Genomic DNA, 25727 nt, shown 5'->3' with positions numbered 1-25727 from the left:
CGGAAGGGCGGGGGCGTCGTATCGACGACCCCGCCCTTCGGCTCGTGCGGTGCGCTTACGGCGCGATCAGCGCACCGGTCTGCGCGGCGGACTCTTCCGCGCGCTTCTCCTCGTCCTCCTGGCCGCGACGCTCGTCCGCGGCCTCCTGCAGCGCCGACTTCGAGCGCAGCGGCGGCGTGCGGAAGAACAGCGACAGGACGAAGGCGAGCAGCACGACCGACATCGCCACCCAGTAGACCGTCACGGCCGAGGAGTTGAACCCGACCAGGAACGGCTTGGTGAGACGCGCGTCCGCCCCGACGAGGAACGACGTGTCATCGAGGGTGGAGTCGCCGATCGAGGTGTTCTCGTCGCCCGCCGAAAACTGGTCCTCAAGGGTCGTGGCGACGGTGTCGACGAAGGCGGCGCGCTGCCCGGCATCCGAGAAGTCGAGCGACACCGTCCCGTCGGCGGCCACCCGCGCGACGGGCACCTGCTCCTGGATCTTCGTCGTCGCGGCGGCGATGGCTTGCGACACGGCGGCCTGGGTCGCCTGCGCCTGTGCTGCCGCCGGGATCTGCCCCGCGGCGACCTGCTGCGCGACCGCCTGGGTCGCGGCATCCGTCGCCTGCTGCACGCCCTGCTGGACCTGCTGCGTGACGGCATCCGAGGTCTTCGTGACGATCGGGGTGTAGATCGCGTTCATGATCTGCGCGTTGGCCGGGGCCGACGAGACCGTGGGATCGAACGCCGCGTCGAGCGCGTCGGTCAGGGTCGTGCGGTCGCTGAACGAGCCGATGATGTTCGACGGCATGAGCGTGAACAGCAGCGACAGCAGCACGGCAGTGCCGAGCGTGCCGCCGATCTGGCGGAAGAACGTCGACCCGCTGGTCGCCACGCCCATGTCGCGCAGACCCACGGAGTTCTGGCTCGCGATCGTCAGCGTCTGCATCAGCTGGCCGAGACCAAGGCCGATGACGAGCATCGACAGCGCGACCTGCCAGTACGGGGTGTCGTACTTGAGGAACGTCAGCAGGAAGAAGCCGACCGACATCAGCAGGGTGCCGAGGATCGGGAACATGCGGTAGCGGCCGGTGCGGGCGATGAGCTGGCCGCTGACGATCGACGCGATCATGAGGCCGAGGATCATCGGCAGCATCTCGAAACCGCTCTGCGTCGGCGTCGAGCCGAGCACGAGCTGCAGGTACAGCGGCAGGGTCAGCATCGCGCCGAACATGCCGAAGCCGACGAGCACGCCGATGACCGTCGCCATCGAGAACGTCGACGAGCGGAAGAGCTTCAGCGGGATGAGTGCGTCGTCCTTCATGTAGGTCTCGGCGATGACGAAGGCCAGGATGCCGAGGGCCCCGACGATGTAGCAGGCGAGGGCGATCGGCGAGCCCCAGCCCCACTCGCGACCCTGCTCGGCGACGAGAAGGAGGGGAACGAGAGCGACGATGACCGTCGTGGCGCCCCACCAGTCGATGCGCACGGAGTGGCGCGGCTGCTTCGGGATGTGGAGGAAGCGCCACACGATCGCGAGAGCGACGATGCCGATCGGCACGTTGATGAGGAACACCCAGCGCCACCCGGTGATGAAGAGGATCTCGCTCGCGCCCGCGAACACACCGCCGACGAGGGGGCCGATGACGCTCGAGATGCCGAAGACGGCGAGGAAGTACCCCTGGTACTTCGCGCGCTCGCGCGGAGCGAGGATGTCGCCCATGATCGCGAGCGGCATCGACATGAGGCCACCGGCGCCGAGGCCCTGGATCGCGCGGAACGCGGCCAGCTCGATCATCGAGGTCGAGAAGCTCGCGAGCACCGACCCGATGATGAAGATGAGGATCGCGATGAGGAACAGCGGCCGGCGCCCGAAGATGTCGGAGAGCTTGCCGTAGATGGGCGTCGAGATGGTCGACACGATCAGGTAGGCCGTGGTGACCCACGCCTGCAGGCTCAGACCCTGCAGGTCGTCGCCGATCGTGCGGATCGAGGTTCCGACGACCGTCTGGTCGAGGGCGGACAGGAACATGCCGGCCATGAGGCCGAAGATCACGAACATGATCATGCGGTGGGTCATGACCGTGTCGGTCGACGCGGTATGCGCACGCCGGGTGCGAGTGATGTCTGACATCGGGGCCTCTTCGAGAGAAGGCCTGGCGGACGGCTCGGGGAGGCTCGGTCGGGCGCCAGGTGTTTGCTAAAAGTCAACAAAGTGTAGCGCGTCTCGACGCGTGGGGAAGCCCACCCGACGTCGACTGACAGCTGGGGTCGGCTGTCACTCCTCGTCGAGCAGTGCGTCGGCTCTCGCCTCGTCGAAGTCGATTTCGACGCCGAGCCAGGCGTTGATGCGCTGCGCCGCGATCGACGTCGCCCGCCAGGAGCCGGTCGTCACGCCGAGCGGAATCTCGGTCTGTTCCGGATTCTTCGGCCAGAGCCACACCACAAAGGCCTGGTCATTGCTCCCGCGCCCGGAGAAGTACCCGTCTCGCAGCCGCATGACACCGGGGAGGGGCTCGGCGGCAGAGATGGCCGAGCGATCGAAGGTGAGTCGGCGCGACCACGACTCGACGACCAGAGCGTCCTCCGTGAGGGTCATCCCGAAGCGGGAGGAGCGAAAGATGGCCGACCAGACGATCGGGCTCAGGATCACGGCGGCCGCAAGGGCGCCGATCGGCAGTCGTACGGGAGTGTCGCCGCCGAAGGTGACGGCGACGCCATGGGTTGCCGCCGACCACACGACCAGCGCCGAGCTGACCGTGGCCATGGCGGCGATGGCGACCGCGGTCAATCGCACGCGGCGTCGTTGGAATGAACCGACCTCGGGGATCGGTCCGAGCGTCACCGCGGCGGGATGTGTCACCGGCTCATCATCGCGGATGGCGTCGTTCCCCGGGGACTCTGACCCGCCAACTGTGCTGACAGGCACGCTCTCTCGGTGCAGAGAGCGGGTGGAAGGCCGGCGACGCTCGCTCAGCCTGAATCGAACCCGGCCGCAACATTGCGCCAGATGAGCGCCTATCGCGGCCTTACGGGACACGGATGCCAGGCTTTCGGCATCCGGAAACAGAAGAACCCCCGTGCGTAGAAGCCACACGAGGGTCCCAGTGGCTCCGACGGGCGTCGATCCCGTGACCTCACGATTTTCAGTCGTGCGCTCTACCAACTGAGCTACAGAGCCTCGCGACACCATGGATGCCGCGACCGAAACGAAAGGCCCTCCGAAAAGGGCCCGTCGCTCAGAGCGACCCTGACGGGACTTGAACCCGCGACCTCCGCCGTGACAGGGCGGCACGCTAACCAACTGCGCTACAGGGCCATGCATTTTTAGTTGTAACCGGTGAGTGACCCCAACGGGATTCGAACCCGTGCTACCGCCGTGAAAGGGCGGCGTCCTAGGCCGCTAAACGATGGGGCCGGATGAGGGAGAAACCTTGCGGTTTCGCTCTCGCTTGCCGACGACCGAGCCTACTTCATGATTCGCGAGATTGCCAATCGAGGGCGTGGCGTCCGTGCCGGAGGGGGTTCCGGGGCGCATGATGAGGCGCAACGGCGGGAACTCGCTCTGTTGCTCCTGTGACTCGTGTTGCTACTGTGTTCCGAGTTGCGAACCGGTGAGAGAAGGTATTCCCGTGACGCTCGAGCGCCCCGAAGATCAAGACGACTGCGGTTGCGCGCCCTCTGCGAATGAGAGGCGCCGCCTGTGGCCGTCTCTCGACCGACGGAGCGCGCTGAAGCTCGGTGCCCTCGGAGCCGTCGCGGTCGGGGCCTTCGGCGCGACCGTGCCGTCGTTCGGATCGCCCGCCTACGCCGCCGATTATCCCTCGTGGGACGACGTCGAAGCGGCCCGCGCGAACGAGGCCGCGAAGGCCGCCGAGATCACGCGGATCCAGGGCCTCATCCAGCAGCTGCAGTCCGAGGTCGCGCGCACGCAGGCCGAGGTCGTCGCCCGTTCCGACGAGTACTACACCGCGCAGCAGGCGTACTTCGACGCCGACTACCGCGCCCAGCAGATCCAGTCGCAGGCCGACGCCGAAGCGCAGAAGGCCACGGATGCCGCGACCAAGGCCGGCAAGGTCGCCGCGCAGCTCTACCGCGCCGGCGGCGACGACACCTCCCTCGACCTGTTCTTCTCGGGCTCGGCCGCGACGGCGGACGATCTGCTCGCCAAGCTCGGCACGATGGACAAGCTCGTCGACCGCAACCGCGCGGTCTACGCCGCCGCAGTCACGGCTCGCGACAACGCGAAGAACCTGAGCAACCAGGCGAACGACGCGCGTGCCGAGCGCGACCGTCTGCAGAAGATCGCCGAAGAGAAGATGGTGGCTGCTCAGCAGGCCGCCGCGGCCGCGCAGGACGCCCTCGCCGCGCAGCAGGCCAACCAGGCGACGCTCGAGGCGCAGCTGGCCGCCCTCCAGGACACGACCGCGAAGACCGTCGCCGACTACCAGGCCGGTGTCGAGGCGGAGCGCAAGGCTCGCGAAGAGCGTGAGCGCAAGGCCCGTGAAGAGGCCGAAGCGCGCGACCGCGCCGAGCGCGAGCGTCGCGAGCAGGAAGCGCGCGACAACGCCAACAACAACAACGGCGGCGGCGGCGGAGACAGCGGCGGCGGCGGTGGCGGAGGCGGCGGCAACAGTGGTGGCGGCGGCGGCCCGGGCGGCTGGTCTCGCCCGTCGTGGGCCGGCACGACCTCGGGCTACGGCCCGCGCTCGAGCCAGTGCAACGGCAGCTACTGCGCGAGCTCGTGGCACCTCGGTCTCGACTTCGGCGCAGGATGCTGGTCGCCGATCTACGCGGCCTTCGACGGTCGCGTGACGTACGCCGGCTACAACGGCGGTTACGGCAACTACATCCGCATCGAGCACCCCGACGGTTCCGGCACGGGCTACGCCCACATCGTCGACGGCGGTATCTACGTCTCGTACGGCCAGTGGGTCTCGTCGGGTCAGCAGATCGCGGCCGCGGGCCAGACCGGCAACTCGTTCGGCTGCCACCTCCACTTCGAGGTCTACCCGCCGTGGGGCGGCACGACCGACCCGGCGCCCTGGCTGCGCTGGCGCGGAATCGACGTCTGACACTCTTCGTCGGATACGAAAGAACCCCCGGTCCTGCGACCGGGGGTTCTCGCGTATCCGTGACGGATCAGAGCGTGTTGGGGGCCTCGCCCGAACCCTGCGTCTTGGTCTGCGCGTCGTGCTCGTCGAAACGCGTGAACGCCTCGCTCACCAGGCGCTCGGCCTCGGCGGCATCCGCCCACTCGTCGACCTTGACCCACTTGTTGGGCTCCAGGTCCTTGTAGTGCTCGAAGAAGTGCGTGATCTCCTTCTTCGTCCACTCGTCGATGTCGGCGACATCCTGGATGTGGTCCCAGCGCGGGTCCTTCGCGAGCACGGCCACGACCTTGTCGTCGCCGCCGGCCTCGTCGCTCATCTTCAGCACGCCGACGGGGCGCACCTTCGCGAGGATGCCGGGGTGCAGCTCGCGGTCGAGCAGCACGAGCACGTCGAGCGGGTCGCCGTCTTCGCCGAGCGTGTTCTCGAAGAAGCCGTAGTTGGCCGGGTAGCCGAACACCGTGTAGAGGATGCGGTCGAGGTAGACGCGGCCGGTGCCGTGGTCGACTTCGTACTTCACGCGGCTGCCGCGGGGAATCTCGATGACGGCGTCGTAAGCGCCCATACTCGTGCTCCTTAGATCTGTGGATTTCCGCGCCCAGCCTAGTCGGGAGCCGCCCCGGGCCGGAGTCGGGGCGCCGCTAGCGTGGAGGCATGGATCACCGCCCCGGACTCGACCCCTCCGTCGCCGAGGTGCGCCGCGCCGTGCGCGCCGCCCTCGCCCGGATCGACGGGTCCGTCGTCGTCGCTCTCTCGGGCGGACCGGACTCACTGGCTCTCGCGGCCGCGACCGCCTTCGAGGCGCCGCGCGCCGGCATCCGGGCCCAGGCGGTCGTCATCGACCACGGACTGCAGGACGGATCGGATGCCGTCGCGGCGGCCGCCGCGCAGAAGGCGCGCGCTCTCGGGCTCGAGGCCCGAGTCGTCGCGGTCGAGGTCGGGTCGGCCGACGGTCCCGAGGCGGACGCGCGGACCGCGCGCTACGCCGGTCTCTCGCGCGCGGCGGCGGAGGCGGGCGCGCGCGCGGTGCTCCTCGGCCACACCCTCGACGACCAGGCCGAGTCGGTGCTCCTCGGCCTCGCGCGCGGAGCCGGGGCCACGAGCCTGGCGGGCATGGCTCCCGAGCGACAGGATGCCACCGGCCCCCTGTGGCTGCGTCCCCTGCTCGCCGTGCGGCGGGCGACGACCGTGGCGGCCTGCGCCGCCGAGGGGCTCGACCCGTGGACCGATCCGCACAACACCGATCCCGCGTACACGCGGGTGCGGGTGCGCGAGCGCGTGCTACCGGTGCTCGAGGCCGAACTCGGTCCCGGCGTCGCCGAGGCCCTCGCCCGTACCGCGGAGCAGCTGCGCGAGGACGCGGCGGCCTTCCAGGACATGATCGACGAGACGATCGAAGACATCGTCGAGCACGCCGAGGCCGGGATATCGGTGTCGGTGGCGGCGTTGGCGGCGAATCCCGCGGCGCTGCGCAACCGGATCGTGCGGTACGTGGTCGAGAGCGAGTTCGGGGTGTCGCTCACCCGCACCCAGACCCTCGAGGTCGCGCGCCTCGCCACCGACTGGCGGGGGCAGGGCCCGATCGATCTGCCGGGATGCGTCGCGCGCCGCGTCGGCGGGCGGATCGAGGTCGTCGCGCGGGCGGCATCCTGAATCGACCGACGTAGACTTTCCGAATGCGCGCGGCCGACATCTCCGACGACATCAGCGAAGTCCTCCTCACCGAGGAGCAGATCCACGAGAAGCTCGCCGAACTGGCGCAGCAGGTCGTCGCCGACTATTCCGGCAAAGACGTCGTGCTCGTAGGCGTGCTCAAGGGGGCCGTCATGGTCATGGCCGACTTCGCGCGGCACCTGCCCATGCACATCACGATGGACTGGATGGCGGTGTCGTCGTACGGCGCGAGCACGCGCTCGAGCGGTGTCGTGCAGATCCGCAAAGACCTCGACACCGACATCACCGGCAAGCACGTGCTGATCGTCGAGGACATCATCGACTCCGGCCTCACCCTGAGCTGGCTGCTCGAGAACTTCGCCTCGCGCGGGGCAGAGTCGGTCGAGGTGCTCGCCCTCCTTCGCAAGCCGGATGCCATGAAGGTCGAGGTCGACTGCCGGTACGTGGGCTTCGACATCCCCAACGACTTCGTCATCGGATACGGGCTCGACTACGCCGAGAAGTACCGCAACCTGCGCGACGTGGCGGTGCTCGCGCCGCACGTGTACTCCTGACGGCCGGATACGCCCACGACGAACGCACAGACTCGGCATAGGCGCTGAGCGTTACCCTGATCCCACCGCTTTTATCTGGAGCGGATCACGAAAGGGCTGGGCTCGCCCACCATGGATTTCAAGAAGATCACGCGCAACCCGATCATCTACGTTCTGCTGGTCGGCCTGCTTCTGGTCATCGGTTTCTCGCTCATCTCGAACCTGAGCGGCGCTCGACAGATCTCCACCAAAGAGGGTCTCGACCTGCTCAAGGGCGGGACGGTCACCCAGGTGGTGACCAACGACCCCGACCAGCGCGTCGACCTCACGCTGTCGCAGCCGTTCGAGGGTGCGAACGACGTGCAGTTCTACTACAGCCAGGCCCGCGCGAACGAGGTGGCGAGCGCGATCGACAGCGCCGCACCGGCCGACGGCTTCAACGACATCGTCCCCAAGCCGAGCTGGTTCGACAGCATCCTCGGCCTGATGATCCCCCTCGTGCTGCTCGGCCTGCTCTTCTGGTGGCTGCTCTCCAGCGCCCAGGGCGGCGGCAGCAAGGTCATGCAGTTCGGGAAGTCGCGCGCGAAGCTCGTGACGAAGGAGACGCCGACCGTCACGTTCCAGGACGTCGCGGGTTCCGACGAGGCGATCGAAGAGCTCGACGAGATCAAGGAATTCCTCAAGGACCCGAAGAAGTTCGAAGAGGTCGGCGCCCGCATCCCGAAGGGCGTGCTGCTGTACGGCCCTCCCGGAACCGGTAAGACCCTCCTGGCCCGCGCCGTCGCCGGCGAGGCCGGCGTGCCGTTCTACTCGATCTCGGGTTCCGACTTCGTCGAGATGTTCGTCGGTGTCGGCGCGAGCCGCGTGCGCGACCTGTTCAACCAGGCCAAAGAGAGCTCGCCGGCCATCATCTTCATCGACGAGATCGACGCCGTCGGTCGCCACCGCGGCGCCGGCATGGGCGGCGGCCACGACGAGCGCGAGCAGACGCTGAACCAGATGCTCGTCGAGATGGACGGCTTCGACCCCAAGGTCAACGTGATCGTGATCGCGGCGACCAACCGCCCCGACATCCTCGACCCGGCCCTGCTGCGTCCGGGCCGTTTCGACCGCCAGATCGGCGTCGACGCCCCCGACCTCAAGGGACGCCAGCGCATCCTCGAGGTGCACGGACGCGGCAAGCCCCTGTCCGACTCGGTCGACCTCGAGGTCGTCGCCCGCAAGACGCCCGGCTTCACCGGCGCCGATCTCGCGAACGTCCTCAACGAGGCGGCTCTTCTGACGGCCCGCTCGAACGCGCAGCTCATCGACAACCGCGCCCTCGACGAGGCGATCGACCGCGTCATCGCGGGTCCGCAGCGCCGCACCCGCGTGATGAAGGACAAAGAGAAGCTCATCACGGCCTACCACGAGGGCGGACACGCGCTCGCGGCCGCGGCGATGAACCACACCGACCCCGTCACGAAGGTCACGATCCTGCCGCGCGGCAAGGCGCTCGGGTACACGATGGTGCTGCCGCTCGACGACAAGTACTCGGTGACCCGCAACGAGCTGCAGGACCAGCTGACCTACGCCATGGGCGGTCGTGTCGCGGAAGAGATCGTGTTCCACGACCCCACCACCGGTGCCTCGAACGACATCGAGAAGGCGACCAGCATCGCCCGCAAGATGGTCACCGAATACGGCATGACCAACGAGGTCGGCCCGGTCAAGCTCGGCTCGTCGTCGGGCGAGGTCTTCATGGGCCGCGACATGGGTCACGGCCGCGACTTCTCGGAGCGCATCGCCGAGCGCGTCGACGCCCAGGTGCGCGCGCTGATCGAGCAGGCGCACAACGAGGCCTACCAGGTGATCAACGACAACCGCGACGTGCTCGACCGCCTCGCCCTCGAACTGCTCGAGAAAGAGACGCTCGACCACCTCGAGCTCGCCGAGATCTTCAAGGACGTCAAGCGCCTCCCGCCGCGTCCCCAGTGGCTGTCGTCCGGCGACCGCCCGGTCTCGACCCTGCCCCCCGTCGACGTCCCCCGTCGGCCCGCCCCCGCCGGGGTCGCCGCCTCGGTGGAGTCGGAGTCGCAGACCGCGACGCAGGCGCAGCGCCGCCCGAGCGGACAGACGCGACCGGCCACGGCCTAAGGCGCCGTGGCCGTCGACCGGGAGCGCGTCGCCGCGCTCGTACGCGAGCTGCTCGAGGCGATCGGAGAAGACCCCGACCGCCCCGGGCTCCGGCAGACGCCGACCCGCGTCGCCGAGTCGTGGAGCGAGTTCTTCGGCGGAGTGGATCAGGATGCCGGTGCCCCCCTCGCGCACACCATCTCGGTGACCCGCGGGCCGGCGCCGGACACCCTCCCGTCCGGTGCCGTGATGCTGCGGGACATCTCGTTTCGCTCGATGTGCGAGCACCACCTCCTGCCGTTCCGCGGGCGCGCGCACGTCGCCTACCTGCCGGGTGAAGAAGTCGTGGGGCTGGGGGCTCTGCCCCGGGTCATCGACATCCTGTCGTCGCGTCCGCAGGTGCAGGAACGCCTCGGCGAGCAGGTGGCCGACACCGTGGCATCCGCCCTCGATGCGCGAGGAGTGCTCGTCGTGCTGGATGCCGTCCACGAGTGCGTGACGATGCGCGGCGGGCGGCAGCTGGATGCCTCGACCGTCACGATCGCCGCGCGCGGCGTGTACACGGACCCCGTCGCCCGCGCCGAGCTCGTCGCCCTGATCGGAGCGCGCGCGTGACCCTCATCATGGCGATCGTGAACGTCACCCCCGACTCGTTCAGCGACGGCGGCCGTTATCTCGATCCCGACGCGGCGATCGCGCACGCGCGTTCCCTGCGCGCGCAGGGGGCGGACCTCCTCGACATCGGCGGCGAGTCGACGCGGCCCGGCGCAGAGCGGGTCGCCCCGCGCGTCGAGCAGCAGCGCGTGCTGCCGGTCGTCGAGGCACTGGCATCCGAGGGTGCCGTCGTGAGCATCGACACGATGAACGCGTCGACCGCTCGGGCCGCGGTCGCTGCCGGCGCGCGGATCGTGAACGACGTGTCGGGTGGCCTCGCCGACCCCGACATGCTCGACGCCGTCGCCGAGACCGACGCCGAGATCGCGCTCGGTCACTGGCGTGGTCCCTCCACCGACATGTACGCCCGGGCCGACTACGTCGACGTCGGACGGGAGGTCGCCGACGAGCTGGCCGAACGTGTGGCGGCGGCCCGCGCCGCGGGAATCGCGCCGGATCGCATCGTCGTCGACCCGGGCATCGGCTTCGGCAAACGTGGCATCCAGAACTGGGACGTGCTGCGCGCGATCCCCGCGATCGCCGCGCTCGGGTCGCGCGTGCTGATCGGGACGAGCCGCAAGCGGTTCCTCGCCGAGGTCCTCGGCGACGACGCCGACCTCGCCCGCCGCGACCTCGCCACGGCTGTCACGAGCGCGCTCGCCGCGCGCTCCGGGGCGTGGGCCGTGCGCGTGCACGATGTTCCGACCACTCGCGACGCGCTCGCCGTCGCCCGCACCTGGGAGGCCTGATGGATGCCGTCGACGAGATCACCCTCACGGGGGTGCGCGCCTTCGGTTATCACGGGGTATATGCCGACGAGAAACGCGACGGGCAGGAGTTCGTCGTCGACGTGCGTCTGCGTCTGCCCCTGCATATCGCGGCGGTGACCGATGACGTGCGCGACACCGTGCACTACGGGGAGCTCGCGGAACGCATCGTCGAGATCGTCGAGGGCGAGCCCGCCGACCTACTCGAGACGCTCGCGCAGCGCATCGCCGACGACGTCCTCGTCGACCCGCGCGTGGAGGAGGTGACGGTCACGGTGCACAAGCCGGCCGCCCCCATCACCGTGCCGTTCGGTGATGTCGCCGTGACGATCCGGCGTGGTCGGACATGAGCGTGCGCTTGGCGCACGGCATCGGCGACGCCCCGAGAGACGCCCCCGTGGACGCGGTCGTCGCCCTCGGCGCGAATCTCGGTGACCGCGCCGAGACCCTGCACGCGGCCATCGCGGCGCTTCGCGCCCTGCCGCTCACGACCGCTGTGCGCGTGTCGGCACCGCTCGAGACGGTGGCGGTCACGCTGCACGGCGAGGACGAGGACGCGCCCCGGTATCTCAACGCGGTCGCCCTCGTGACCACCCGGCTCGCGCCCCGCCCTCTGCTCCGCGAACTCCATCGCATCGAGGCCGAGCACGGACGCGTCCGGCGCGAGCGCTGGGGAGACCGGACCCTCGACCTCGATCTCATCGCCTACTCCGACGAACGCATCGACGATGACGACCTCACTGTGCCGCACCCGCGTGCCCACGAGCGCGAGTTCGTTCTCGCGCCGTGGGTGGACGTGGATCCGGATGCCGATCTCCCGGGGCGCGGTCGCGTTCAGGACCTGCTCGACGGCCTGCGGGGAGGGGAGCGATGAAGCGCACGGGCGCGGGAATCCTCGTCATCGCGGCTGTGATCGGCGCGGTGTGCGGGTTCATCCTCGACACCGCTCTCGCCGCGATGGGGCGTCCCACGTTCTCGCCGGCCGCGAGCCTGCCCACGATCCTCATCCTGCTGGGGGCGGTGATCGTCGCCCTCGCGGTGCCGATCGCCCGCGCGACCCGGGGTCGCGTCACACGACGGATCGACCCCTTCCGCGCGCTGCGCGTCGCCATGCTGGCGAAGGCCTCGTCTCTCGTGGGTGCTGCGGCGACGGGCTTCGGCGGGGGTCTGTTGTCCTTCCTTCTCACCCGCCCGGTGACTCCGTCGGTAGGCTCGATGGGATCGATCATCGCGACGGTCGTGTGCGGAGTCGTCCTCGTCGTCGCGGGTCTCGTGGCCGAGCAGCTCTGCACCATCCGGAAGGACGACGATGACGAACAGCCCGGACTTCCCGGAGCGGACGCCGCTCCCCGCTGAGGGGGAAGCGGCTGAGCGGGAAGCGGTCGAGCGGGAAGCGGTCGCGCGCCCCGAGGGGGTCGGGGCCGGACCGGCTGCCGTCGCTCGCGATGCGGACGGGGTGAGCGCGTCTCGCGTTCTCGACGAGGGGACGTTTCCACGCATCCTCGAGCCCCGCGGTGCTGGGCGTCTGCCGCTCGGTGACGGCACGTGGCATCAGTTGGCTCGCGCGTACGTGCGGGTGCAGCTCATCTCGCAGGGCGCGTTCCTGGTGGTCGTCCTCGCTGCCGCGTTCGCCCTGCAGTTCTTCCTGCACGTGCCCTGGCCGTGGATCCCCGCGGGGATTCTGTCGGTCATCACGGTCGTCGGCCTCATCATCACCCCGCGGCAGGCGCGATCGTTCGGCTATCAACTGCGGCGCGATGACCTCGTCTTCCGCCGGGGCATCCTCTGGCAGCGCGTCGTGGCGGTGCCGTACGGCCGGATGCAGCTCGTCGACATCACTCACGGCCCCCTCGACCGGGGCTTCGGCATCGCGCAGCTCAAGCTCGTCACGGCGGCGGCGTCGACCGGCGTCACGATTCCCGGGCTCACCCAGTCCGCCGCGGAGCAGTTGCGTGACACTCTCATCGCCGTCGCCGAGACCCGTCGGACCGGCCTGTGACGGATCCCGCGCCGCCACCGGCTCCTCGCGCAGGTCGGATCGCGACCCGGTCGCCGATGAGCGACGGGGAATGGCATCGCCTGCACCCGCTGACCCCGCTCCTGCGCGGAGGGCTCTTCCTGCTCGTGATGATCGGCGTCCTCGTCGCCAATCTGCGGGAGCGTCTGTTCGAGATCTTCCTTCCGATGTTCACCGACCTTCCGCCCGGGGTGATGCCGCCGGACCCCGTGGACTTCCTCTTCGCGAACAACCTCCTCCTCATCGCCGCGGGCGTCGCGGTGGTGGTGCTGCTGATCCTCCTGGGTGCTTTCCGCCTGTCATGGCGGTTCCACACGTTGCGCATCGCCGATGACGTGGAGGTGCGCTCGGGCGTCCTCTTCCGTACCCACCGACGCGCACCCCTCGACCGGGTACAGGGGGTGAACCTCACCCGCCCGATGGTCGCGCGGCTCCTCGGGCTGGCCAAGCTCGAAGTCGTGGGTGCCGGTCTGGATGCCAACGTCAAGCTCGAGTACCTGTCGGCGAAGGACGCCGATGCCCTGCGCAGCGACATCCTGCGGCTCGCCTCGGGGCGTCGCCTCGCGGAGGCCGGGTCGGATGTCGGGCCGGATGCCAGGCCGAACGCCGTCGCCGGGGGTTCGTTTGCGCGTGCGACGGCTGCGGCCGTGGGTTCCGGCATCCATGGACTCGTCGAGGGGGAGGACTTCTCGGATGCCGAGCCCGAGAGCATCGTGCGGATCCCCCTCGGGCGGCTCGTGGCCTCTCGGGTGCTGAGCGGGTCGATGTTCTGGCTGCTCGGCCTCGTCGCGGCGATCATCGTCGCGGCCTCGATCTCGACGGTGTGGCTGCTGTTCACGGTCGTCCCCACCTTCCTCGCCTACGGGGCGTACTACGTGCGGTCCATCGCGCGTGGGCTGCGGTACTCGATCGCACCCACCGCGGACGGCGTGCGGGTGACATTCGGGCTCTTCACGACGATCAGCGAGGTCGTGCCGCCCGGACGCGTGCACGCGATCGAGGTGCGCCAACCGCTGCTGTGGCGGCCGTTCGGATGGTGGTCGGTCTCGATCAACCGCCTGTCGGGTCGTTCCTCCACCGATTCGTCGATGGACCAGCTCGCCGCCGTCCTGCCGGTGGGCACGAGGGACGACGTCGAGCGTGTGCTGCGGATCCTTGCGCCCGCCCTTCCCGTCGACGGCTGGTCTCGGGTCGTCCAGGACGGCATGCTGGGTCCCGCCGAGGACGACCCCTACGTCACGACCCCGCGTCGTGCCCGCCTCCTCCGCCCGCTGTCGTGGCGACGGAATGGCGCGCTGTTGACGTCTGACGCCTTGATCCTTCGGCGCGGGTGGATCTGGCGATCGCTGTCGGTGTTCCCGCTGGCCCGACTGCAGTCGATCGGACTGCACCAGGGACCCCTTGCGCGGGCGACACGCACCGCGCGGTTGGCGGCGCACGTGATCGCCGGGACGGTGCAGACCTCGGTGGGCGTGCTCGACCGCGACGCCGCAGTGACGTTGATGGAGGACACCGCCCGCGCGACAATGGCCGCCGCGGCGGAGGACAGGACTCACAGGTGGGCAGGATGAGCGATATGCGCGATGGGCGACTGGGTGTCGGGATCATCGGAGCGGGACGCGTCGGTCCGGTGATCGGCGCGGCCCTGGCCGGGGCGGGGCACGCCCTCACGGGGATCACGTCGGGTTCCGATGACGACCGCGTCGAGGCGATCCTGCCGGGATTGCCTCTGCTGGCACCGGAGGAGGTCGCGCGGCGTAGCGAGCTCGTCGTGTTGGCAGTGCCCCACGACCAGCTCGAGGGTCTCGTCGCGGGCCTCGCCGACCTCGGTGCGTGGCAACCCGGGCAGCTCGTGCTGCACACCGACCCGGCGTACGGCACCGGAGTCCTCGGGCCGGCGGTGAAATGCGGGGCCATCCCGCTCGCGATCCATCCCGCGATCACCTTCACGGGGGCTTCATCGCACGACCTGCACCAGCTCGCCCAGGCGTACGCGGCCGTGACGGCTCCGGCCCCCGTGCTGCCGATCGCGCAGGCCCTCGCCGTCGAGCTCGGATGTGAGCCTGTCGTCGTCGCCGAAGCGGATCGCCCGACGTACGCCGAGGCGATCGCAACGGCGACCGAGTTCTCGCGTTCGATCGTGCAGCAGTCCGCGGCGCTGCTGTCGAGCGTCGGGGTGGAGAACACCGGCGGATATCTCTCGGCCCTGGTGCGCTCGAGCGTCGACCAGGCGCTCGCCGAGGGCACTCGACCCGGCGCGGATGGGCTGGGCCCGGACGCTACGATCGACGGATGATCCGCACCCTCGACGATCTGCGCGCCCGCCTGTCGGATGTGCGCAGCGCCGACCCCTCGGGACGTGCCGCGCGCGTCGCTCTCGTCTCGACGCTCGGCGCTCTGCACGAGGGGCATGTCGACCTGATCCGAGAGGCTCGTCGGCACGCGGACGTGGTGGTCGTGTCGACCTTCGTCAACCCGCTGCGGTTCCGAACCGCCGAGGAGACGGCCGCCTATCCGCGCTCGCCGGAGGCGGATGCCGATCTGCTCGCCGACCTGGGCGTCGATCTCGTCTTCGCGCCGACGGCGGCCGAGTTCCTGCCCGCGGGAACGGCCACCATGCGCGTCGCCGCCGGCGACCTCGGGTTCCGGTACGAGGGGCGATCCCGACCGTTCTATTTCGACGGGGTGCTCACGGTCGAGGCGAAGCTCTTCCACCTCGTGCGCCCGGACGTGGCGGTCTACGGGGAGCGTGATCTGCAGCGGGTGTTCCTTGTCCGACGGATGATCCGCGACCTCGACTTCTCGATCGAGACGGTCGTCGTCCCCACCGTCCGTGCCGAGGACGGCCTGCCGATCTCGAGCCGTGTCGCCCTCCTCGACGATGCCGATCGTCGCGCGGCGGCCAAGCTTCCTCGCGCGCTCGAAGCGGCAGCGTCCAACGCCGACCTGGGCGTGGACGCGTGCATCGCGGCGGCGCAGTCGTCGCTGATGGGCGAGCAGCGCATCGCCCTGGAGTACCTCACCGTCGTCGACCCGGCGACGTTCCTCCCTGTCGAGGAGGGGCACCGTGGCCGGGCGCTGGCGTTGATCGCCGCCACCGTGGGCGGTCACCGCTTCATCGACAACGCCGAGATCTCGCTGCGCTGAACGACGCTCGTCGGGGTCGCTCGGCCACGGGGGTCCCGCGCCCGGCGAATACACTGGGGGAGACCCCGAGGAGCTTTCACGATGACCGACGCGCCCGCGAACGACGCTGCCGAACCCACCGAAGACGACGTCTTCGAGCAGAAGGCCGTCCGCCTCGGTAAGCGCGAACGGCTGCTCGCCGAGCGCACCGACGCCGCGGGCGGGCCGTACCCGGTGGTCGTTCCCGTGACGGACACGATTCCGGCACTGCGCGAGCGCTACGGTGACCTCGAGGCGGGGGCGGAGACCGGCGTCACCGCCGGCGTCGCGGGCCGCGTGGTGTTCAGCCGCAACACCGGCAAGCTCTGTTTCGCCTCCCTGCAGGCCGGGGACGGCAGTCGCATTCAGGCGATGGTGTCGCTCGCCGCGGTCGGCGAGGAATCGCTGCAGGCATGGAAGGAACTGGTCGACCTCGGCGACCACGTCTTCGTTTCGGGAGAGGTCATCTCGAGCCGTCGGGGCGAGCTGTCGATCATGGTCGCCGAGTGGCGGATCGCCGCGAAGGCCGTCCTGCCGCTGCCGAACCTGCACAGCGAGCTCAGCGAAGAGAGCCGCGTGCGCAGCCGCTTCCTCGATCTCATCGTGCGCGACCGTGCGCGAGAGACCGTCCTCGCCCGAGCCAAGGTCAACGCCAGCCTGCGCCGCACGTTCACCGAGCGTGATTTCGTCGAGGTCGAGACCCCGATGCTGCAGATCCAGCACGGTGGGGCGAGCGCGCGTCCCTTCGTCACGCACTCGAACGCGTTCGACGCCGAGCTGTACCTGCGCATCGCGCCGGAACTCTTCCTCAAGCGCGCCGTGGTGGGCGGCATCGACCGCGTGTACGAGATCAACCGCAACTTCCGCAACGAGGGCGCCGACTCCACGCACAGCCCCGAGTTCGCGATGCTCGAGGCCTACCAGGCCTACACCGACTACAACGGGATCGCCGACCTCACGCAGACGCTCATCCAGAACGCCGCGATCGCGGTCGCCGGTTCGACGACGGTGACGTGGGCTGACGGCACCGAGTACGACCTCGGCGGCGAGTGGGACCGGATCTCGATGTACGACTCGCTGTCGGAGGCGTCCGGCCGCTCGATCACTCCGCAGACCCCGCTCGATGAACTCCGCGCTTTCGGCGCCGAGGCCGGTGTCGAGGCCCCCGCGCACGAGACGCACGGCAAGTGGGTCGAAGAGCTCTGGGAGCACTTCGTGAAGAGCGGTCTGACCCGCCCGACGTTCGTCATGGACTTCCCCGTCGACACCAGCCCCCTCGTCCGCGAGCACCGGTCGATCCCCGGTGTCGTCGAGAAGTGGGATCTGTACGTTCGCGGCTTCGAGCTGGCGACCGGATACTCCGAGCTCGTCGACCCCGTCATCCAGCGCGAGCGCTTCGTCGAGCAGGCGACGCTCGCCGCGCGCGGCGACGTCGAGGCGATGTCGATCGACGAGGAGTTCCTGCGCGCTCTCGAGCACGGAATGCCCCCGACGGGCGGCATGGGAATGGGGATCGACCGCCTCCTCATGGCAATCACCGGGCTCGGCATCCGCGAGACGATCCTCTTCCCGCTCGTCAAGTGACGCGCACCCGCGCTCAACGCGGGACACGCTCGAACAGCCATTCCGGGAGCCGGCCGCTGTCGGCGAGCGTCAGCACGATCGCTCCGAGCCCGTGTTCGGGATCGATCTCGAGCGCCGACTGCGCGTAGAATGCGGCGTGCGTTCCGCGCCCGGTGGCCCAGGCGAGCCAGGCGCAGGCCGCGAGCGGCCCCGGACGCCGCGAGTGCGGCGTCGTCGCCGCAACCTGACGGCACCGCTCGAGCGCGAGGAGGAGTCGATCGAGATCGGGCTGCGCGCCCTCGCCCCACATCGGGCGCGCGAGGTCTTCCGGATAGCCCACTCCGTCGGGAAAGCGCGTCTGTGCCTGGAAGACGGCATCGCCGGCGGTGATGTCGCCCGCCCACTGCATGAGGGCGACGTCGCGCAGCATCGGTCGTTCGAGAGCGAAGGCCAGGCTCGCGAGCCGGTGGCGGCCGTCCGGGGCCGAGAGGGGGTCGAGAACGCTCTCGAACAGCGCGGGCGGATCGCTCAGTTCGTCGAGGATCGCCTCTGCGGCTCGGCGGCGCGACACGCTCAGACGGTCCCGTCGACGCGGGATGTCGAGCAGGCGGTCGACGTCGTCGAGCGCGCGACCAAGGCGCTCTTTCTCTGCGAGGTCGACGGTGGGCAGGCTTGCGCCGGCGGCCTGGTCGTGGTCGGGCGACGCCTCGGGAAGCTCGGGCCCCGCGGCGCTGATCTCGTCGAGCCCGTGCTCACCGGCGATCGCGGGGTCGAGGTAGCTGCTCCACCCGTTCGCGCCCACGACCAGCGCGTCGACGATGCGCAGTCCGCAGATGTGCGCACGCTCCCGAACGGCGTCGAGCAGAGCGCCGTGCGGCAGCGGATCCGAGCCGACCACGGCGTCATCGGTGTAGACGACCACCGTCACGGCATCCGCGAGGGGAACCTTGCACGCCATCCCGATGACCGTGGATGCGACGCGGGGGAGGTCGGGGCTGTCGTCGGCGGGGAGGTCGACGCGCAGGGCAGCGAGCGATCGGGATTTCGCAAAGGGGATGAGCACGAGGCTGCGCCGTGGGTTGCAGTGAAGCAGGCGCGGGACCATGGCGAGCAGGGACAGGGGTGACGAAACGCGGATGACCGTGGACATGACGACGAGCGTCGTGGATCCGTGGATCGCGAGAAGGCGTCCGGCGGCGAAATGGGGACGGATTCCGCACATGGTCGAATGTGCAGAAGGAGTGCCGGGCCGGGGGCGGCGGGGCCACGGGTATCCTTGAGGGATGGACGATTCCTGGCTGCCGGTGTTGTGGGCGATTCTGCCGACCATCGTCGTGTCGGTGACGTTCTTCCTGATCCTGCGCGGGGCCATCCGCATGGATCGCACGGAGCGGAAGGCGTACGCGCGCATCGAAGCGCAGGAGCGCGCGAAACGCGGTCTCCCTCCCGTCGCTGGCGACGGCGCGGCCCGTTAGCGGCGCCGCAGGCCGACGTCGGTCCCGTCGGGTGTCGGGGGTAGTCACTACGCTGAGGGGACAACCCGCCCAGGAGGACACGTGATCGACGCCACGTTCGAAGCGAGCTGGCTCGTCATCGCCTTCTTCGTCATCGACCTCGTGGTGCGTGTCGCCGCGATCATCGTCGTCCCGCGCAACCGTCGGCCCACCGCGGCGATGGCCTGGCTCCTCGCGATCTACTTCATTCCGTTCGTGGGCGTGTTGCTCTTCCTGCTCATCGGCAACCCGCGCTTGCCCCGCAAGCGCCGGCGCAAGCAGGCGGCGATCAACGAGTACATCCACGACACCAGCGCGTCGCTCGAGTTCGGAACCCTCCGCCCGAACGCCCCCGACTGGTTCCGCGCGCTGGTGCGGTTGAATCGCAACCTCGGTGCCATGCCCATCGCGGGCGACAACGCCGCGACCCTGATCTCCGACTACCAGCAGAGCCTCGACGCGATGGCCGACGCCATCCGCCAGGCGCGACGCTACGTGCACGTCGAGTTCTACATCCTGCAGTCCGACGAGTCGACCGACAACTTCTTCCGCGCCCTCGAAGAGGCTGCGGAGCGCGGCGTGGTCGTCCGTGTGCTGCTGGATCACTGGGCCAACCGCGGCAAACCCTTTTACAAGAAGACCCTCCGACGACTCGATGCCATGGGGGCGCACTGGCACCTCATGCTGCCGGTGCAGCCGCTCCGCGGACGCTGGCAGCGACCCGATCTGCGCAACCACCGGAAGCTCCTCGTCATCGACGGCGACGTCGCCTACATGGGATCGCAAAACGTCACCGACTCGTCGTACAACCTCCGCAAGAACATCCGGCGCGGCCTGCACTGGGTCGACCTCATGGTGCGCGTGGAGGGGCCGGTCGTCGCCAGCATCAACGCCGTGTTCCTCTCGGACTGGTACAGCGAGACCGACGAGACTCTGCGCGACGAGATCGACCTGTTCAGCGTCACCACCGGCCCCGGCGAGCTCGATTGCCAGATCGTGCCGTCCGGCCCGGGCTTCGATTTCCAGAACAATCTCAAGCTCTTCCTCGGACTGCTCTTCGCCGCACGCGAGCGCATCATCATCGTCAGTCCGTACTTCGTTCCCGACGAGGCCCTTCTCCTCGCGATCACCACCGCGTGCCAGCGCGGTGTGCACGTCGAGCTGTTCGTCTCGGAAGAGGGAGACCAGGCGATGGTCTACCACGCGCAGCGCAGTTACTACGAGGCGCTTCTGCGCGCGGGCGTCGTCATCTGGATGTATCGCAAACCGTTCATCCTGCACAGCAAGAGCGTGACGATCGACGACGAGGTCGCGGTCATCGGCTCGAGCAACATGGACATGCGCTCATTCGGTCTGAACCTCGAGGTCTCGATGCTCGTTCGCGGGCAGGAGTTCGTCCGTGACATGCGCGGGGTCGAAGATGTCTATCGCGGTCTCAGCCGCGAGCTGACGCTCGAAGAGTGGCGTCTGCAGCCGTTGCGGTCGACGATCCTCGACAACCTGGCTCGCCTCACCTCGGCGCTGCAGTAGACCGGGCCGCGGCTTTCGCCGCTGGCATCCAGGATTCTCGGCCACGATGGAGCGACGACAACTCGCCCCCGGAGGTCTCATGTCTCGTCGTCTTTCGCTCCTCGGGCTCTTCGGAGCCGGTCTGATCGTCGTGGGTGCCGCGACCGGATGCGCCACCGGCGCCGCGTCCGTGCCGTCATCCTCGGGTTCATCCACCTCGACTCCGGATGCCACGGCCCCGGCCGAGTCGTCCGAGATCGGAGCCGCATGGCTCAACGGGGGTCGCTCGCTCGCCCTCGTCACGTGGGGGAGCTCGTCGTGCGTCCCCCGGAGCACCGAGGCACCCACGATCGCCGACGGGGTGCTCACGGTGTCGCTCACCGAGTCGGATGGCACAGCCTGCACCCGCGACATGGTTCCGCGGCCGACCCTGGTCTCCCTGCCGGGAGGGGTGGATCCCACGAAGGATCTCGAGATCGCGGTGTCCGGTGCCGCGACCGGAGAAACGACGCTCGCGGGACTCGCGGCACCCGTCCAGGCTGAGGACTTCACGCCGAACGCCGGGTGGGTCGACGACTCGCTCGTGGCGATCATGACGTACGGGAGCTCCAGCTGCCCGCCGTCCGTCGAGACCGTGACGGCCCAGGGCGACGCGATCGCGGTCGGCTTCGCGACGCCGCCGGCCGACCTCGTCTGCACGCTCGACATCGCTCCGCAACTCAGCCTGGCCGACGTCACCGGCATCGGCGGGCCGGAGACCTCGAGCCTGGTCCTGTCGGGTGGGGGCGTGACGGCCGACGGCCCCGTACCGATCATCGGGAAGCGCTGACACCGTCGCGTTCGGCCCCCGCGAGGAATCGCGGGGGCCGATGTCATTCGCCCCGGCTTCCCCCGCGAGGGGGGGGACAACCGGACGGCTCAGCGCTCGATCACGAGCAGGTCGCCGACCTCGCAGTCCAGCGCGCGGCAGATGGCCGAGAGGGTCGAGTAGCGGATCGCCCGCGCGCGATCGTTCTTGAGCACCGAGAGATTCACGACCGAGACCCCGACGATCTCGCTCAGACGGGTGAGGGTCATGCCCCGCGCCTCGAGGAGTTCGTCGAGCCGGCAGTGGACGCCGGTCGGTTCGTCGTCGGCTGCGGGGGTCATACGAGGCCCTCCGTGTCGCGCTGCAGGCGGGTGCCGTAGGTGAAGACGACAGACAGGGCGAGCACGCCCAATCCGACCAGCATCCAGGCCGGGTCGAACGAGAAGCCGATCACGAAGACCCCGCCCGCCGCCGGGTTGAGCTCGTCCGCGGCCATCATGCGGCCGAGGCCACCGAGGCCCGCGGAGAGGATGCCGCCGATCAGCAGCGCGGCGCCGGCGACCTGCGTGGCCGTGATGAGTGCGCGGTGGAACGGTCGGCGCCACATCAGCAGGAGGAAGAAGAGGACGACGGCGCTGACCGTCAGCAGGGTCGTCAGCGCGCTGAACGCCGCGCCGAGGACGAGAAGGGTGCGTGTCTGTCCGCTCAACCCCTCGGCGACGACGCGCGCTGAGTCATACGTCGCGGAGATGATCGTCGCGCCGTCCGCGCCCGGGGTTCGGGGCACCGCGGCGTCGGTCAGGAGGCTGATCGCGCCGCTGCCTCCGGCGATGTCGATCGCTGCGCGGATCGCGGGAAGGGCGAGCGCGAAGCCCATCACGAGCCCCGCAGTGACGAACAGGATGACGGTGCCGCGTTCCATGCGTGCCGACACCCAGGACGGGCTGGCCATCACACGAGTCCTTCCGTGTCGCGCTGCAGGCGGTCGCCCACGGCGAAGACCGTCCCGGCGAGGCCGGCGACGAACGCGATCCCGAAGAGGGACGGCACGTCGATGAGCTGGATCGCGCCGCGATCGAAGGTGCGCTCCGAGAGCCACGCGATCGCGCCGTTCGCGACCATGTTCTGGAAGAACGGGACGCCGGCGACCCCTACGAGCGTCACGACCCCGGCCGCTGAGACGAGGCCCGTGTTGCGGCGGCTGAAGATGCGACCGCGCAGGATGCTCGACGTGAGAAGGAGCAACAGGGTCACCACGGTGACCACGACCGCGGCGAAGAGGCCTTCCGCGATGAACAGCGCGGCGAGGGAGGCGGGTGGCAGAGCGGGGGCGGTGATAACGGCGCCGGTGAGCTCCACCGGGACCGGAGTGCCGTTCGGGCCGATCGGGGCTTGCGCGACCGTGTCGAGGAACGGGGCGGCGACCCGCACGTTCTGATTCGAGGCCGCGGCCGCGATGTTCACGATGCTGCGGACGACGGCCCAGATCGCGATGCCGATGCCGGCCACGACGAAGAACCAGAACGAGACGGTGTCGCCGCGAGAGAGGACCCGGGAGGTCGGACGGGGGGAGGCCATGACAACTCCTTATCGATGATCGTTGTTATCGGTTATCGATAAGTTAATGACTATCGATATGTTCCGCAAGCCCCGCCCCGCTTCCGGTATGCCCACGGCGAACACGGAGCTCTGGCATCCGGCCGCTGGTTACTCTCGATGTACGGCGCGCGGAGGCGTGCCTGTCAGCCCATTTCTGGAGGGACTGAGATGTTCGAGAGATTCACCGACCGTGCCCGTCGTGTGGTCGTCCTCGCCCAAGAAGAGGCGAAGATGCTCAACCACAACTACATCGGCACCGAGCACATCCTGCTCGGTCTGATCCACGAGGGCGAGGGTGTCGCCGCGAAGGCGCTCGAGTCGCTCGGCATCTCGCTCGACGCCGTCCGCGAGCAGGTGCAGGACATCATCGGCCAGGGTCAGCAGCAGCCGACCGGCCACATCCCCTTCACGCCGCGCGCGAAGAAGGTGCTCGAGCTGTCGCTGCGCGAAGCGCTGCAGCTCGGCCACAACTACATCGGCACCGAGCACATCCTCCTCGGCCTCATCCGCGAGGGCGAGGGCGTCGCGGCCCAGGTGCTCGTCAAGCTCGGCGCCGACCTGAACAAGGTCCGCCAGCAGGTCATCCAGCTGCTCTCGGGCTACCAGGGCAAGGAGCCCGCGGGTGTCGCCACCGGCGCCGGCGAGCAGCAGTCCTCGGGTGCGCAGGGCGGCTCGGCCGTGCTCGACCAGTTCGGTCGCAACCTCACGCAGGCGGCGCGCGACAACAAGCTCGACCCCGTCATCGGTCGCGAGAAAGAGATCGAGCGGGTCATGCAGATCCTCTCGCGTCGCTCCAAGAACAACCCCGTCCTCATCGGTGAGCCCGGTGTCGGAAAGACGGCCGTCGTCGAGGGCCTGGCCCAGGCGATCGTCAAGGGCGACGTTCCCGAGACGCTCAAGGACAAGCAGGTCTACTCGCTCGACCTCGGTTCGCTCATCGCCGGTTCCCGTTACCGCGGTGACTTCGAAGAGCGCCTGAAGAAGGTCACCAAGGAGATCCGCACGCGCGGCGACATCATCGTCTTCATCGACGAGATCCACACCCTCGTGGGTGCGGGTGCTGCCGAGGGCGCGATCGACGCGGCATCCATCCTCAAGCCCCTCCTCGCCCGCGGTGAGCTCCAGACCATCGGTGCCACCACGCTCGACGAGTACCGCAAGCACTTCGAGAAGGACGCCGCTCTCGAGCGCCGCTTCCAGCCGATCCAGGTCGCCGAGCCGAGCCTGCCCCACGCGATCAACATCCTGAAGGGGCTGCGCGACCGCTACGAGGCGCACCACAAGGTGCAGATCACCGACGGCGCGATCGTCGCCGCGGCGAACCTCGCCGACCGCTACATCAGCGACCGGTTCCTGCCCGACAAGGCCATCGACCTGATCGACGAGGCGGGCGCCCGCCTGCGTCTGTCGATCCTGTCGTCGCCGCCTGAGCTGCGCGAGTTCGACGAGAAGATCGCGAAGGTCCGGGAGCAGAAGGAGCAGGCCTCCGAGGAGCAGGACTTCGAGAAGGCCGCGTCGCTCCGCGACGAGGAGAAGTCGCTCCTGGCCGAGCGTCTGCGTCTCGAGAAGCAGTGGCGCTCGGGCGACGTCGCCTCCCACGCGGTGGTCGACGAGGGCCTGATCGCCGAGGTACTCGCCCAGGCGACCGGCATCCCGGTGTTCAAGCTCACCGAGGAGGAGTCCAGCCGCCTCATGTTCATGGAGAAGGCCCTGCACCAGCGGGTCATCGGCCAGGAAGAGGCGATCGCGGCCCTGTCTCGCACGATCCGGCGCCAGCGTGCGGGTCTGAAGGACCCGAAGCGACCGAGCGGTTCGTTCATCTTCGCCGGCCCCACCGGCGTCGGAAAGACCGAGCTCGCCAAGGCTCTCGCCGAGTTCCTCTTCGACGACGAGGGCGCGCTGATCTCGCTCGACATGTCGGAGTTCGGCGAGAAGCACACCGTCTCGCGTCTGTTCGGTGCCCCTCCCGGGTTCGTCGGCTTCGAAGAGGGCGGCCAGCTCACCGAGAAGGTGCGCCGCAAGCCGTTCTCGGTCGTGCTCTTCGACGAGATCGAGAAGGCCCACCCCGACATCTTCAACTCGCTCCTGCAGATCCTCGAAGAGGGTCGCCTGACCGACGGTCAGGGCCGCGTCATCGACTTCAAGAACACCGTGATCATCATGACGACCAACCTCGGTTCGTCGGCGATCGCCGGTGGTCCGGTCGGTTTCCAGGTCGAAGGCAGCGCGCAGACGTCCTACGAGCGGATGAAGGGCAAGGTCGACGAAGAGCTCAAGCGCCACTTCAAGCCCGAGTTCCTCAACCGTGTCGACGACGTCATCGTCTTCCCGCAGCTGAACAAGGAAGAGCTCCGTCAGATCGTCGGTCTGTTCGTGAAGCGTCTCGCCGACCGCCTGCTCGACCGTGACATGACCGTCGAGCTGTCGGACGACGCGAAGGACAAGCTCATCGAGATCGGCTTCGACCCGACCCTCGGTGCTCGTCCCCTCCGCCGCGCCATGCAGCGCGAGGTCGAGGACCGTCTCAGCGAGAAGATCCTGCACGGCGAGCTCGAGTCGGGCGACCACGTGAAGGTCGGCGTTGAGAACGGCCAGTTCACCTTCGACACCGCCCCTCGTGGTGAGAAGGTCGCGATCGGGGTCGGAACGGCCGGCGAGATCGCCGCCACCCCCGACACGCTCGCGGGCAACTGACGCGTAACAGAAGGGACCCGGATGCCATGGCATCCGGGTCCCT

Annotated in this window: 25 protein-coding genes and 3 tRNA genes; 18 read left to right on the top strand and 10 right to left on the bottom strand. The window is 69.1% G+C overall.

The window, feature by feature from the left end; translation table 11 throughout:
* Positions 1-55 precede the first annotated feature (55 nt).
* The 5 genes from NS283_RS04920 to NS283_RS04900 all read right to left on the bottom strand — a co-directional run bounded on the left by NS283_RS04920 (position 56) and on the right by NS283_RS04900 (position 3400).
* Positions 56-2116: an MDR family MFS transporter gene (locus NS283_RS04920; RefSeq protein ID WP_241492190.1), complete on the bottom strand. Its 2061-nt coding sequence runs from the start codon at positions 2114-2116 to the stop codon at positions 56-58.
* A 144-nt stretch (positions 2117-2260) separates the two neighbouring features.
* Positions 2261-2845: a hypothetical protein gene (locus tag NS283_RS04915; RefSeq protein WP_058595765.1), complete on the bottom strand. Its 585-nt coding sequence runs from the start codon at positions 2843-2845 to the stop codon at positions 2261-2263.
* Between the two features lie 245 nt (positions 2846-3090).
* Positions 3091-3163, bottom strand: a tRNA-Phe gene (locus NS283_RS04910).
* A gap of 64 nt (positions 3164-3227) precedes the next feature.
* Positions 3228-3301: transfer RNA gene (locus NS283_RS04905), tRNA-Asp, on the bottom strand.
* Positions 3302-3327: 26 nt separating this feature from the next.
* Positions 3328-3400: transfer RNA gene (locus NS283_RS04900), tRNA-Glu, on the bottom strand.
* A gap of 214 nt (positions 3401-3614) precedes the next feature.
* Between NS283_RS04900 and NS283_RS04895 the strand changes: the two genes are divergently transcribed.
* Positions 3615-5057: a peptidoglycan DD-metalloendopeptidase family protein gene (locus NS283_RS04895; RefSeq protein ID WP_058595764.1), complete on the top strand. Its 1443-nt coding sequence runs from the start codon at positions 3615-3617 to the stop codon at positions 5055-5057.
* Positions 5058-5124: 67 nt separating this feature from the next.
* On the opposite strand, the gene NS283_RS04890 is transcribed toward NS283_RS04895, so the two are convergent.
* Positions 5125-5658 (bottom strand): inorganic diphosphatase, encoded by a 534-nt coding sequence (locus tag NS283_RS04890; protein WP_058595763.1) that lies wholly within the window; start codon positions 5656-5658, stop codon positions 5125-5127.
* Positions 5659-5747: 89 nt separating this feature from the next.
* Here NS283_RS04890 and tilS point away from each other — a divergent pair, with 89 nt between their 5' ends.
* From tilS to lysS, 13 genes are all read left to right on the top strand, one after another.
* Positions 5748-6746 carry a tRNA lysidine(34) synthetase TilS gene (gene tilS / locus NS283_RS04885; protein WP_058595762.1) on the top strand — a complete coding sequence of 333 codons (999 nt, stop codon included), beginning with the start codon at positions 5748-5750 and terminating at the stop codon, positions 6744-6746.
* Positions 6747-6769: 23 nt separating this feature from the next.
* Positions 6770-7321, top strand: a complete 552-nt coding sequence (gene hpt, locus NS283_RS04880; protein WP_058595761.1) for a hypoxanthine phosphoribosyltransferase — start codon at positions 6770-6772, stop codon at positions 7319-7321.
* 111 nt (positions 7322-7432) lie between these two features.
* Positions 7433-9436 (top strand): ATP-dependent zinc metalloprotease FtsH, encoded by a 2004-nt coding sequence (ftsH, locus tag NS283_RS04875; RefSeq protein WP_058595760.1) that lies wholly within the window; start codon positions 7433-7435, stop codon positions 9434-9436.
* A gap of 6 nt (positions 9437-9442) precedes the next feature.
* Positions 9443-10030 carry a GTP cyclohydrolase I gene (gene folE, locus NS283_RS04870; protein ID WP_058595759.1) on the top strand — a complete coding sequence of 196 codons (588 nt, stop codon included), beginning with the start codon at positions 9443-9445 and terminating at the stop codon, positions 10028-10030.
* A complete protein-coding gene (gene folP / locus NS283_RS04865; RefSeq protein ID WP_058595758.1) occupies positions 10027-10818 on the top strand; it encodes a dihydropteroate synthase in 792 nt (263 codons plus the stop codon). Before folE ends, folP begins: the two co-directional genes overlap by 4 nt.
* Complete coding sequence (gene folB, locus NS283_RS04860) at positions 10818-11186, top strand: dihydroneopterin aldolase (RefSeq protein WP_058595757.1); 369 nt, start codon at positions 10818-10820, stop codon at positions 11184-11186. The genes folP and folB overlap by 1 nt, the downstream gene beginning before the upstream one ends.
* Positions 11183-11710 (top strand): 2-amino-4-hydroxy-6-hydroxymethyldihydropteridine diphosphokinase, encoded by a 528-nt coding sequence (gene folK, locus NS283_RS04855; RefSeq protein ID WP_058595756.1) that lies wholly within the window; start codon positions 11183-11185, stop codon positions 11708-11710. The genes folB and folK overlap by 4 nt, the downstream gene beginning before the upstream one ends.
* Positions 11707-12192: a DUF3180 family protein gene (locus NS283_RS04850; RefSeq protein WP_058595755.1), complete on the top strand. Its 486-nt coding sequence runs from the start codon at positions 11707-11709 to the stop codon at positions 12190-12192. The genes folK and NS283_RS04850 overlap by 4 nt, the downstream gene beginning before the upstream one ends.
* 142 nt (positions 12193-12334) lie before the next feature.
* Positions 12335-12835 carry a PH domain-containing protein gene (locus NS283_RS04845; RefSeq protein WP_058595796.1) on the top strand — a complete coding sequence of 167 codons (501 nt, stop codon included), beginning with the start codon at positions 12335-12337 and terminating at the stop codon, positions 12833-12835.
* 56 nt (positions 12836-12891) lie between these two features.
* Positions 12892-14424, top strand: coding sequence for a PH domain-containing protein (locus tag NS283_RS04840; protein WP_058595754.1), 1533 nt, complete (start codon positions 12892-12894; stop codon positions 14422-14424).
* Positions 14421-15149: a DUF2520 domain-containing protein gene (locus NS283_RS04835; protein WP_058595753.1), complete on the top strand. Its 729-nt coding sequence runs from the start codon at positions 14421-14423 to the stop codon at positions 15147-15149. Before NS283_RS04840 ends, NS283_RS04835 begins: the two co-directional genes overlap by 4 nt.
* Positions 15146-16000, top strand: coding sequence for a pantoate--beta-alanine ligase (gene panC, locus NS283_RS04830; RefSeq protein WP_058595752.1), 855 nt, complete (start codon positions 15146-15148; stop codon positions 15998-16000). Before NS283_RS04835 ends, panC begins: the two co-directional genes overlap by 4 nt.
* 81 nt (positions 16001-16081) lie before the next feature.
* Complete coding sequence (gene lysS / locus NS283_RS04825; RefSeq protein WP_058595751.1) at positions 16082-17602, top strand: lysine--tRNA ligase; 1521 nt, start codon at positions 16082-16084, stop codon at positions 17600-17602.
* Positions 17603-17615: 13 nt separating this feature from the next.
* Here lysS and NS283_RS04820 read toward each other — a convergent pair whose 3' ends face one another.
* Positions 17616-18731, bottom strand: a complete 1116-nt coding sequence (locus tag NS283_RS04820; protein WP_241492189.1) for a DUF4192 family protein — start codon at positions 18729-18731, stop codon at positions 17616-17618.
* 133 nt (positions 18732-18864) lie between these two features.
* Between NS283_RS04820 and NS283_RS04815 the strand changes: the two genes are divergently transcribed.
* From NS283_RS04815 to NS283_RS04805, 3 genes are all read left to right on the top strand, one after another.
* Complete coding sequence (locus tag NS283_RS04815) at positions 18865-19056, top strand: hypothetical protein (RefSeq protein WP_058595749.1); 192 nt, start codon at positions 18865-18867, stop codon at positions 19054-19056.
* Between the two features lie 81 nt (positions 19057-19137).
* The gene (cls, locus tag NS283_RS04810; protein WP_193751355.1) at positions 19138-20604 is read left to right on the top strand and encodes a cardiolipin synthase; all 1467 of its coding nucleotides are present in this window, start codon (positions 19138-19140) and stop codon (positions 20602-20604) included.
* A gap of 79 nt (positions 20605-20683) precedes the next feature.
* Complete coding sequence (locus NS283_RS04805) at positions 20684-21412, top strand: hypothetical protein (protein ID WP_058595748.1); 729 nt, start codon at positions 20684-20686, stop codon at positions 21410-21412.
* An 89-nt stretch (positions 21413-21501) separates the two neighbouring features.
* Here the strand turns inward: NS283_RS04805 and NS283_RS04800 are convergent, their stop codons facing one another.
* Genes NS283_RS04800 through NS283_RS04790 form a run of 3 tightly spaced genes read right to left on the bottom strand, consistent with a single transcriptional unit; the run spans position 21502 to position 22969 of the window.
* On the bottom strand, positions 21502-21732 hold the full coding sequence (locus tag NS283_RS04800; protein ID WP_058595747.1) for a helix-turn-helix domain-containing protein: 231 nt from the start codon (positions 21730-21732) through the stop codon (positions 21502-21504).
* Positions 21729-22343, bottom strand: coding sequence for a hypothetical protein (locus NS283_RS04795; RefSeq protein ID WP_058595746.1), 615 nt, complete (start codon positions 22341-22343; stop codon positions 21729-21731). Before NS283_RS04795 ends, NS283_RS04800 begins: the two co-directional genes overlap by 4 nt.
* Positions 22343-22969, bottom strand: a complete 627-nt coding sequence (locus NS283_RS04790) for a hypothetical protein (RefSeq protein WP_058595745.1) — start codon at positions 22967-22969, stop codon at positions 22343-22345. The genes NS283_RS04795 and NS283_RS04790 overlap by 1 nt, the downstream gene beginning before the upstream one ends.
* Before the next feature lie 189 nt (positions 22970-23158).
* Between NS283_RS04790 and NS283_RS04785 the strand changes: the two genes are divergently transcribed.
* Positions 23159-25684, top strand: coding sequence for an ATP-dependent Clp protease ATP-binding subunit (locus tag NS283_RS04785; protein ID WP_058595744.1), 2526 nt, complete (start codon positions 23159-23161; stop codon positions 25682-25684).
* Positions 25685-25727: the final 43 nt, after the last annotated feature.

Origin of the sequence: Microbacterium testaceum, assembly GCF_001476285.1 — a bacterium.
GTDB lineage: Bacteria > Actinomycetota > Actinomycetes > Actinomycetales > Microbacteriaceae > Microbacterium > Microbacterium testaceum_B.
Note: the sequence above shows the minus strand (reverse complement) of the source record. Positions and strands in the feature narration are given on the sequence as shown.

Bases quoted from the DNA above. Each gene is read 5' to 3' on its own strand.
- NS283_RS04920 (WP_241492190.1), bottom strand. From the start codon at position 2,116: ATGTCAGACATCACTCGCACCCGGCGTGCGCATACCGCGTCGACCGAC.
- NS283_RS04815 (WP_058595749.1), top strand. From the start codon at position 18,865: ATGGACGATTCCTGGCTGCCGGTGTTGTGGGCGATTCTGCCGACCATC.
- NS283_RS04835 (WP_058595753.1), top strand. From the start codon at position 14,421: ATGAGCGATATGCGCGATGGGCGACTGGGTGTCGGGATCATCGGAGCG.
- NS283_RS04800 (WP_058595747.1), bottom strand. From the start codon at position 21,732: ATGACCCCCGCAGCCGACGACGAACCGACCGGCGTCCACTGCCGGCTC.
- NS283_RS04850 (WP_058595755.1), top strand. From the start codon at position 11,707: ATGAAGCGCACGGGCGCGGGAATCCTCGTCATCGCGGCTGTGATCGGC.
- NS283_RS04790 (WP_058595745.1), bottom strand. From the start codon at position 22,969: ATGGCCTCCCCCCGTCCGACCTCCCGGGTCCTCTCTCGCGGCGACACC.
- lysS (WP_058595751.1), top strand. From the start codon at position 16,082: ATGACCGACGCGCCCGCGAACGACGCTGCCGAACCCACCGAAGACGAC.
- NS283_RS04840 (WP_058595754.1), top strand. From the start codon at position 12,892: ATGAGCGACGGGGAATGGCATCGCCTGCACCCGCTGACCCCGCTCCTG.
- tilS (WP_058595762.1), top strand. From the start codon at position 5,748: ATGGATCACCGCCCCGGACTCGACCCCTCCGTCGCCGAGGTGCGCCGC.
- NS283_RS04795 (WP_058595746.1), bottom strand. From the start codon at position 22,343: ATGGCCAGCCCGTCCTGGGTGTCGGCACGCATGGAACGCGGCACCGTC.
- panC (WP_058595752.1), top strand. From the start codon at position 15,146: ATGATCCGCACCCTCGACGATCTGCGCGCCCGCCTGTCGGATGTGCGC.
- NS283_RS04820 (WP_241492189.1), bottom strand. From the start codon at position 18,731: ATGTCCACGGTCATCCGCGTTTCGTCACCCCTGTCCCTGCTCGCCATG.
- NS283_RS04805 (WP_058595748.1), top strand. From the start codon at position 20,684: ATGTCTCGTCGTCTTTCGCTCCTCGGGCTCTTCGGAGCCGGTCTGATC.
- hpt (WP_058595761.1), top strand. From the start codon at position 6,770: ATGCGCGCGGCCGACATCTCCGACGACATCAGCGAAGTCCTCCTCACC.
- folK (WP_058595756.1), top strand. From the start codon at position 11,183: ATGAGCGTGCGCTTGGCGCACGGCATCGGCGACGCCCCGAGAGACGCC.
- NS283_RS04785 (WP_058595744.1), top strand. From the start codon at position 23,159: ATGTTCGAGAGATTCACCGACCGTGCCCGTCGTGTGGTCGTCCTCGCC.
- NS283_RS04890 (WP_058595763.1), bottom strand. From the start codon at position 5,658: ATGGGCGCTTACGACGCCGTCATCGAGATTCCCCGCGGCAGCCGCGTG.
- ftsH (WP_058595760.1), top strand. From the start codon at position 7,433: ATGGATTTCAAGAAGATCACGCGCAACCCGATCATCTACGTTCTGCTG.
- folB (WP_058595757.1), top strand. From the start codon at position 10,818: ATGGATGCCGTCGACGAGATCACCCTCACGGGGGTGCGCGCCTTCGGT.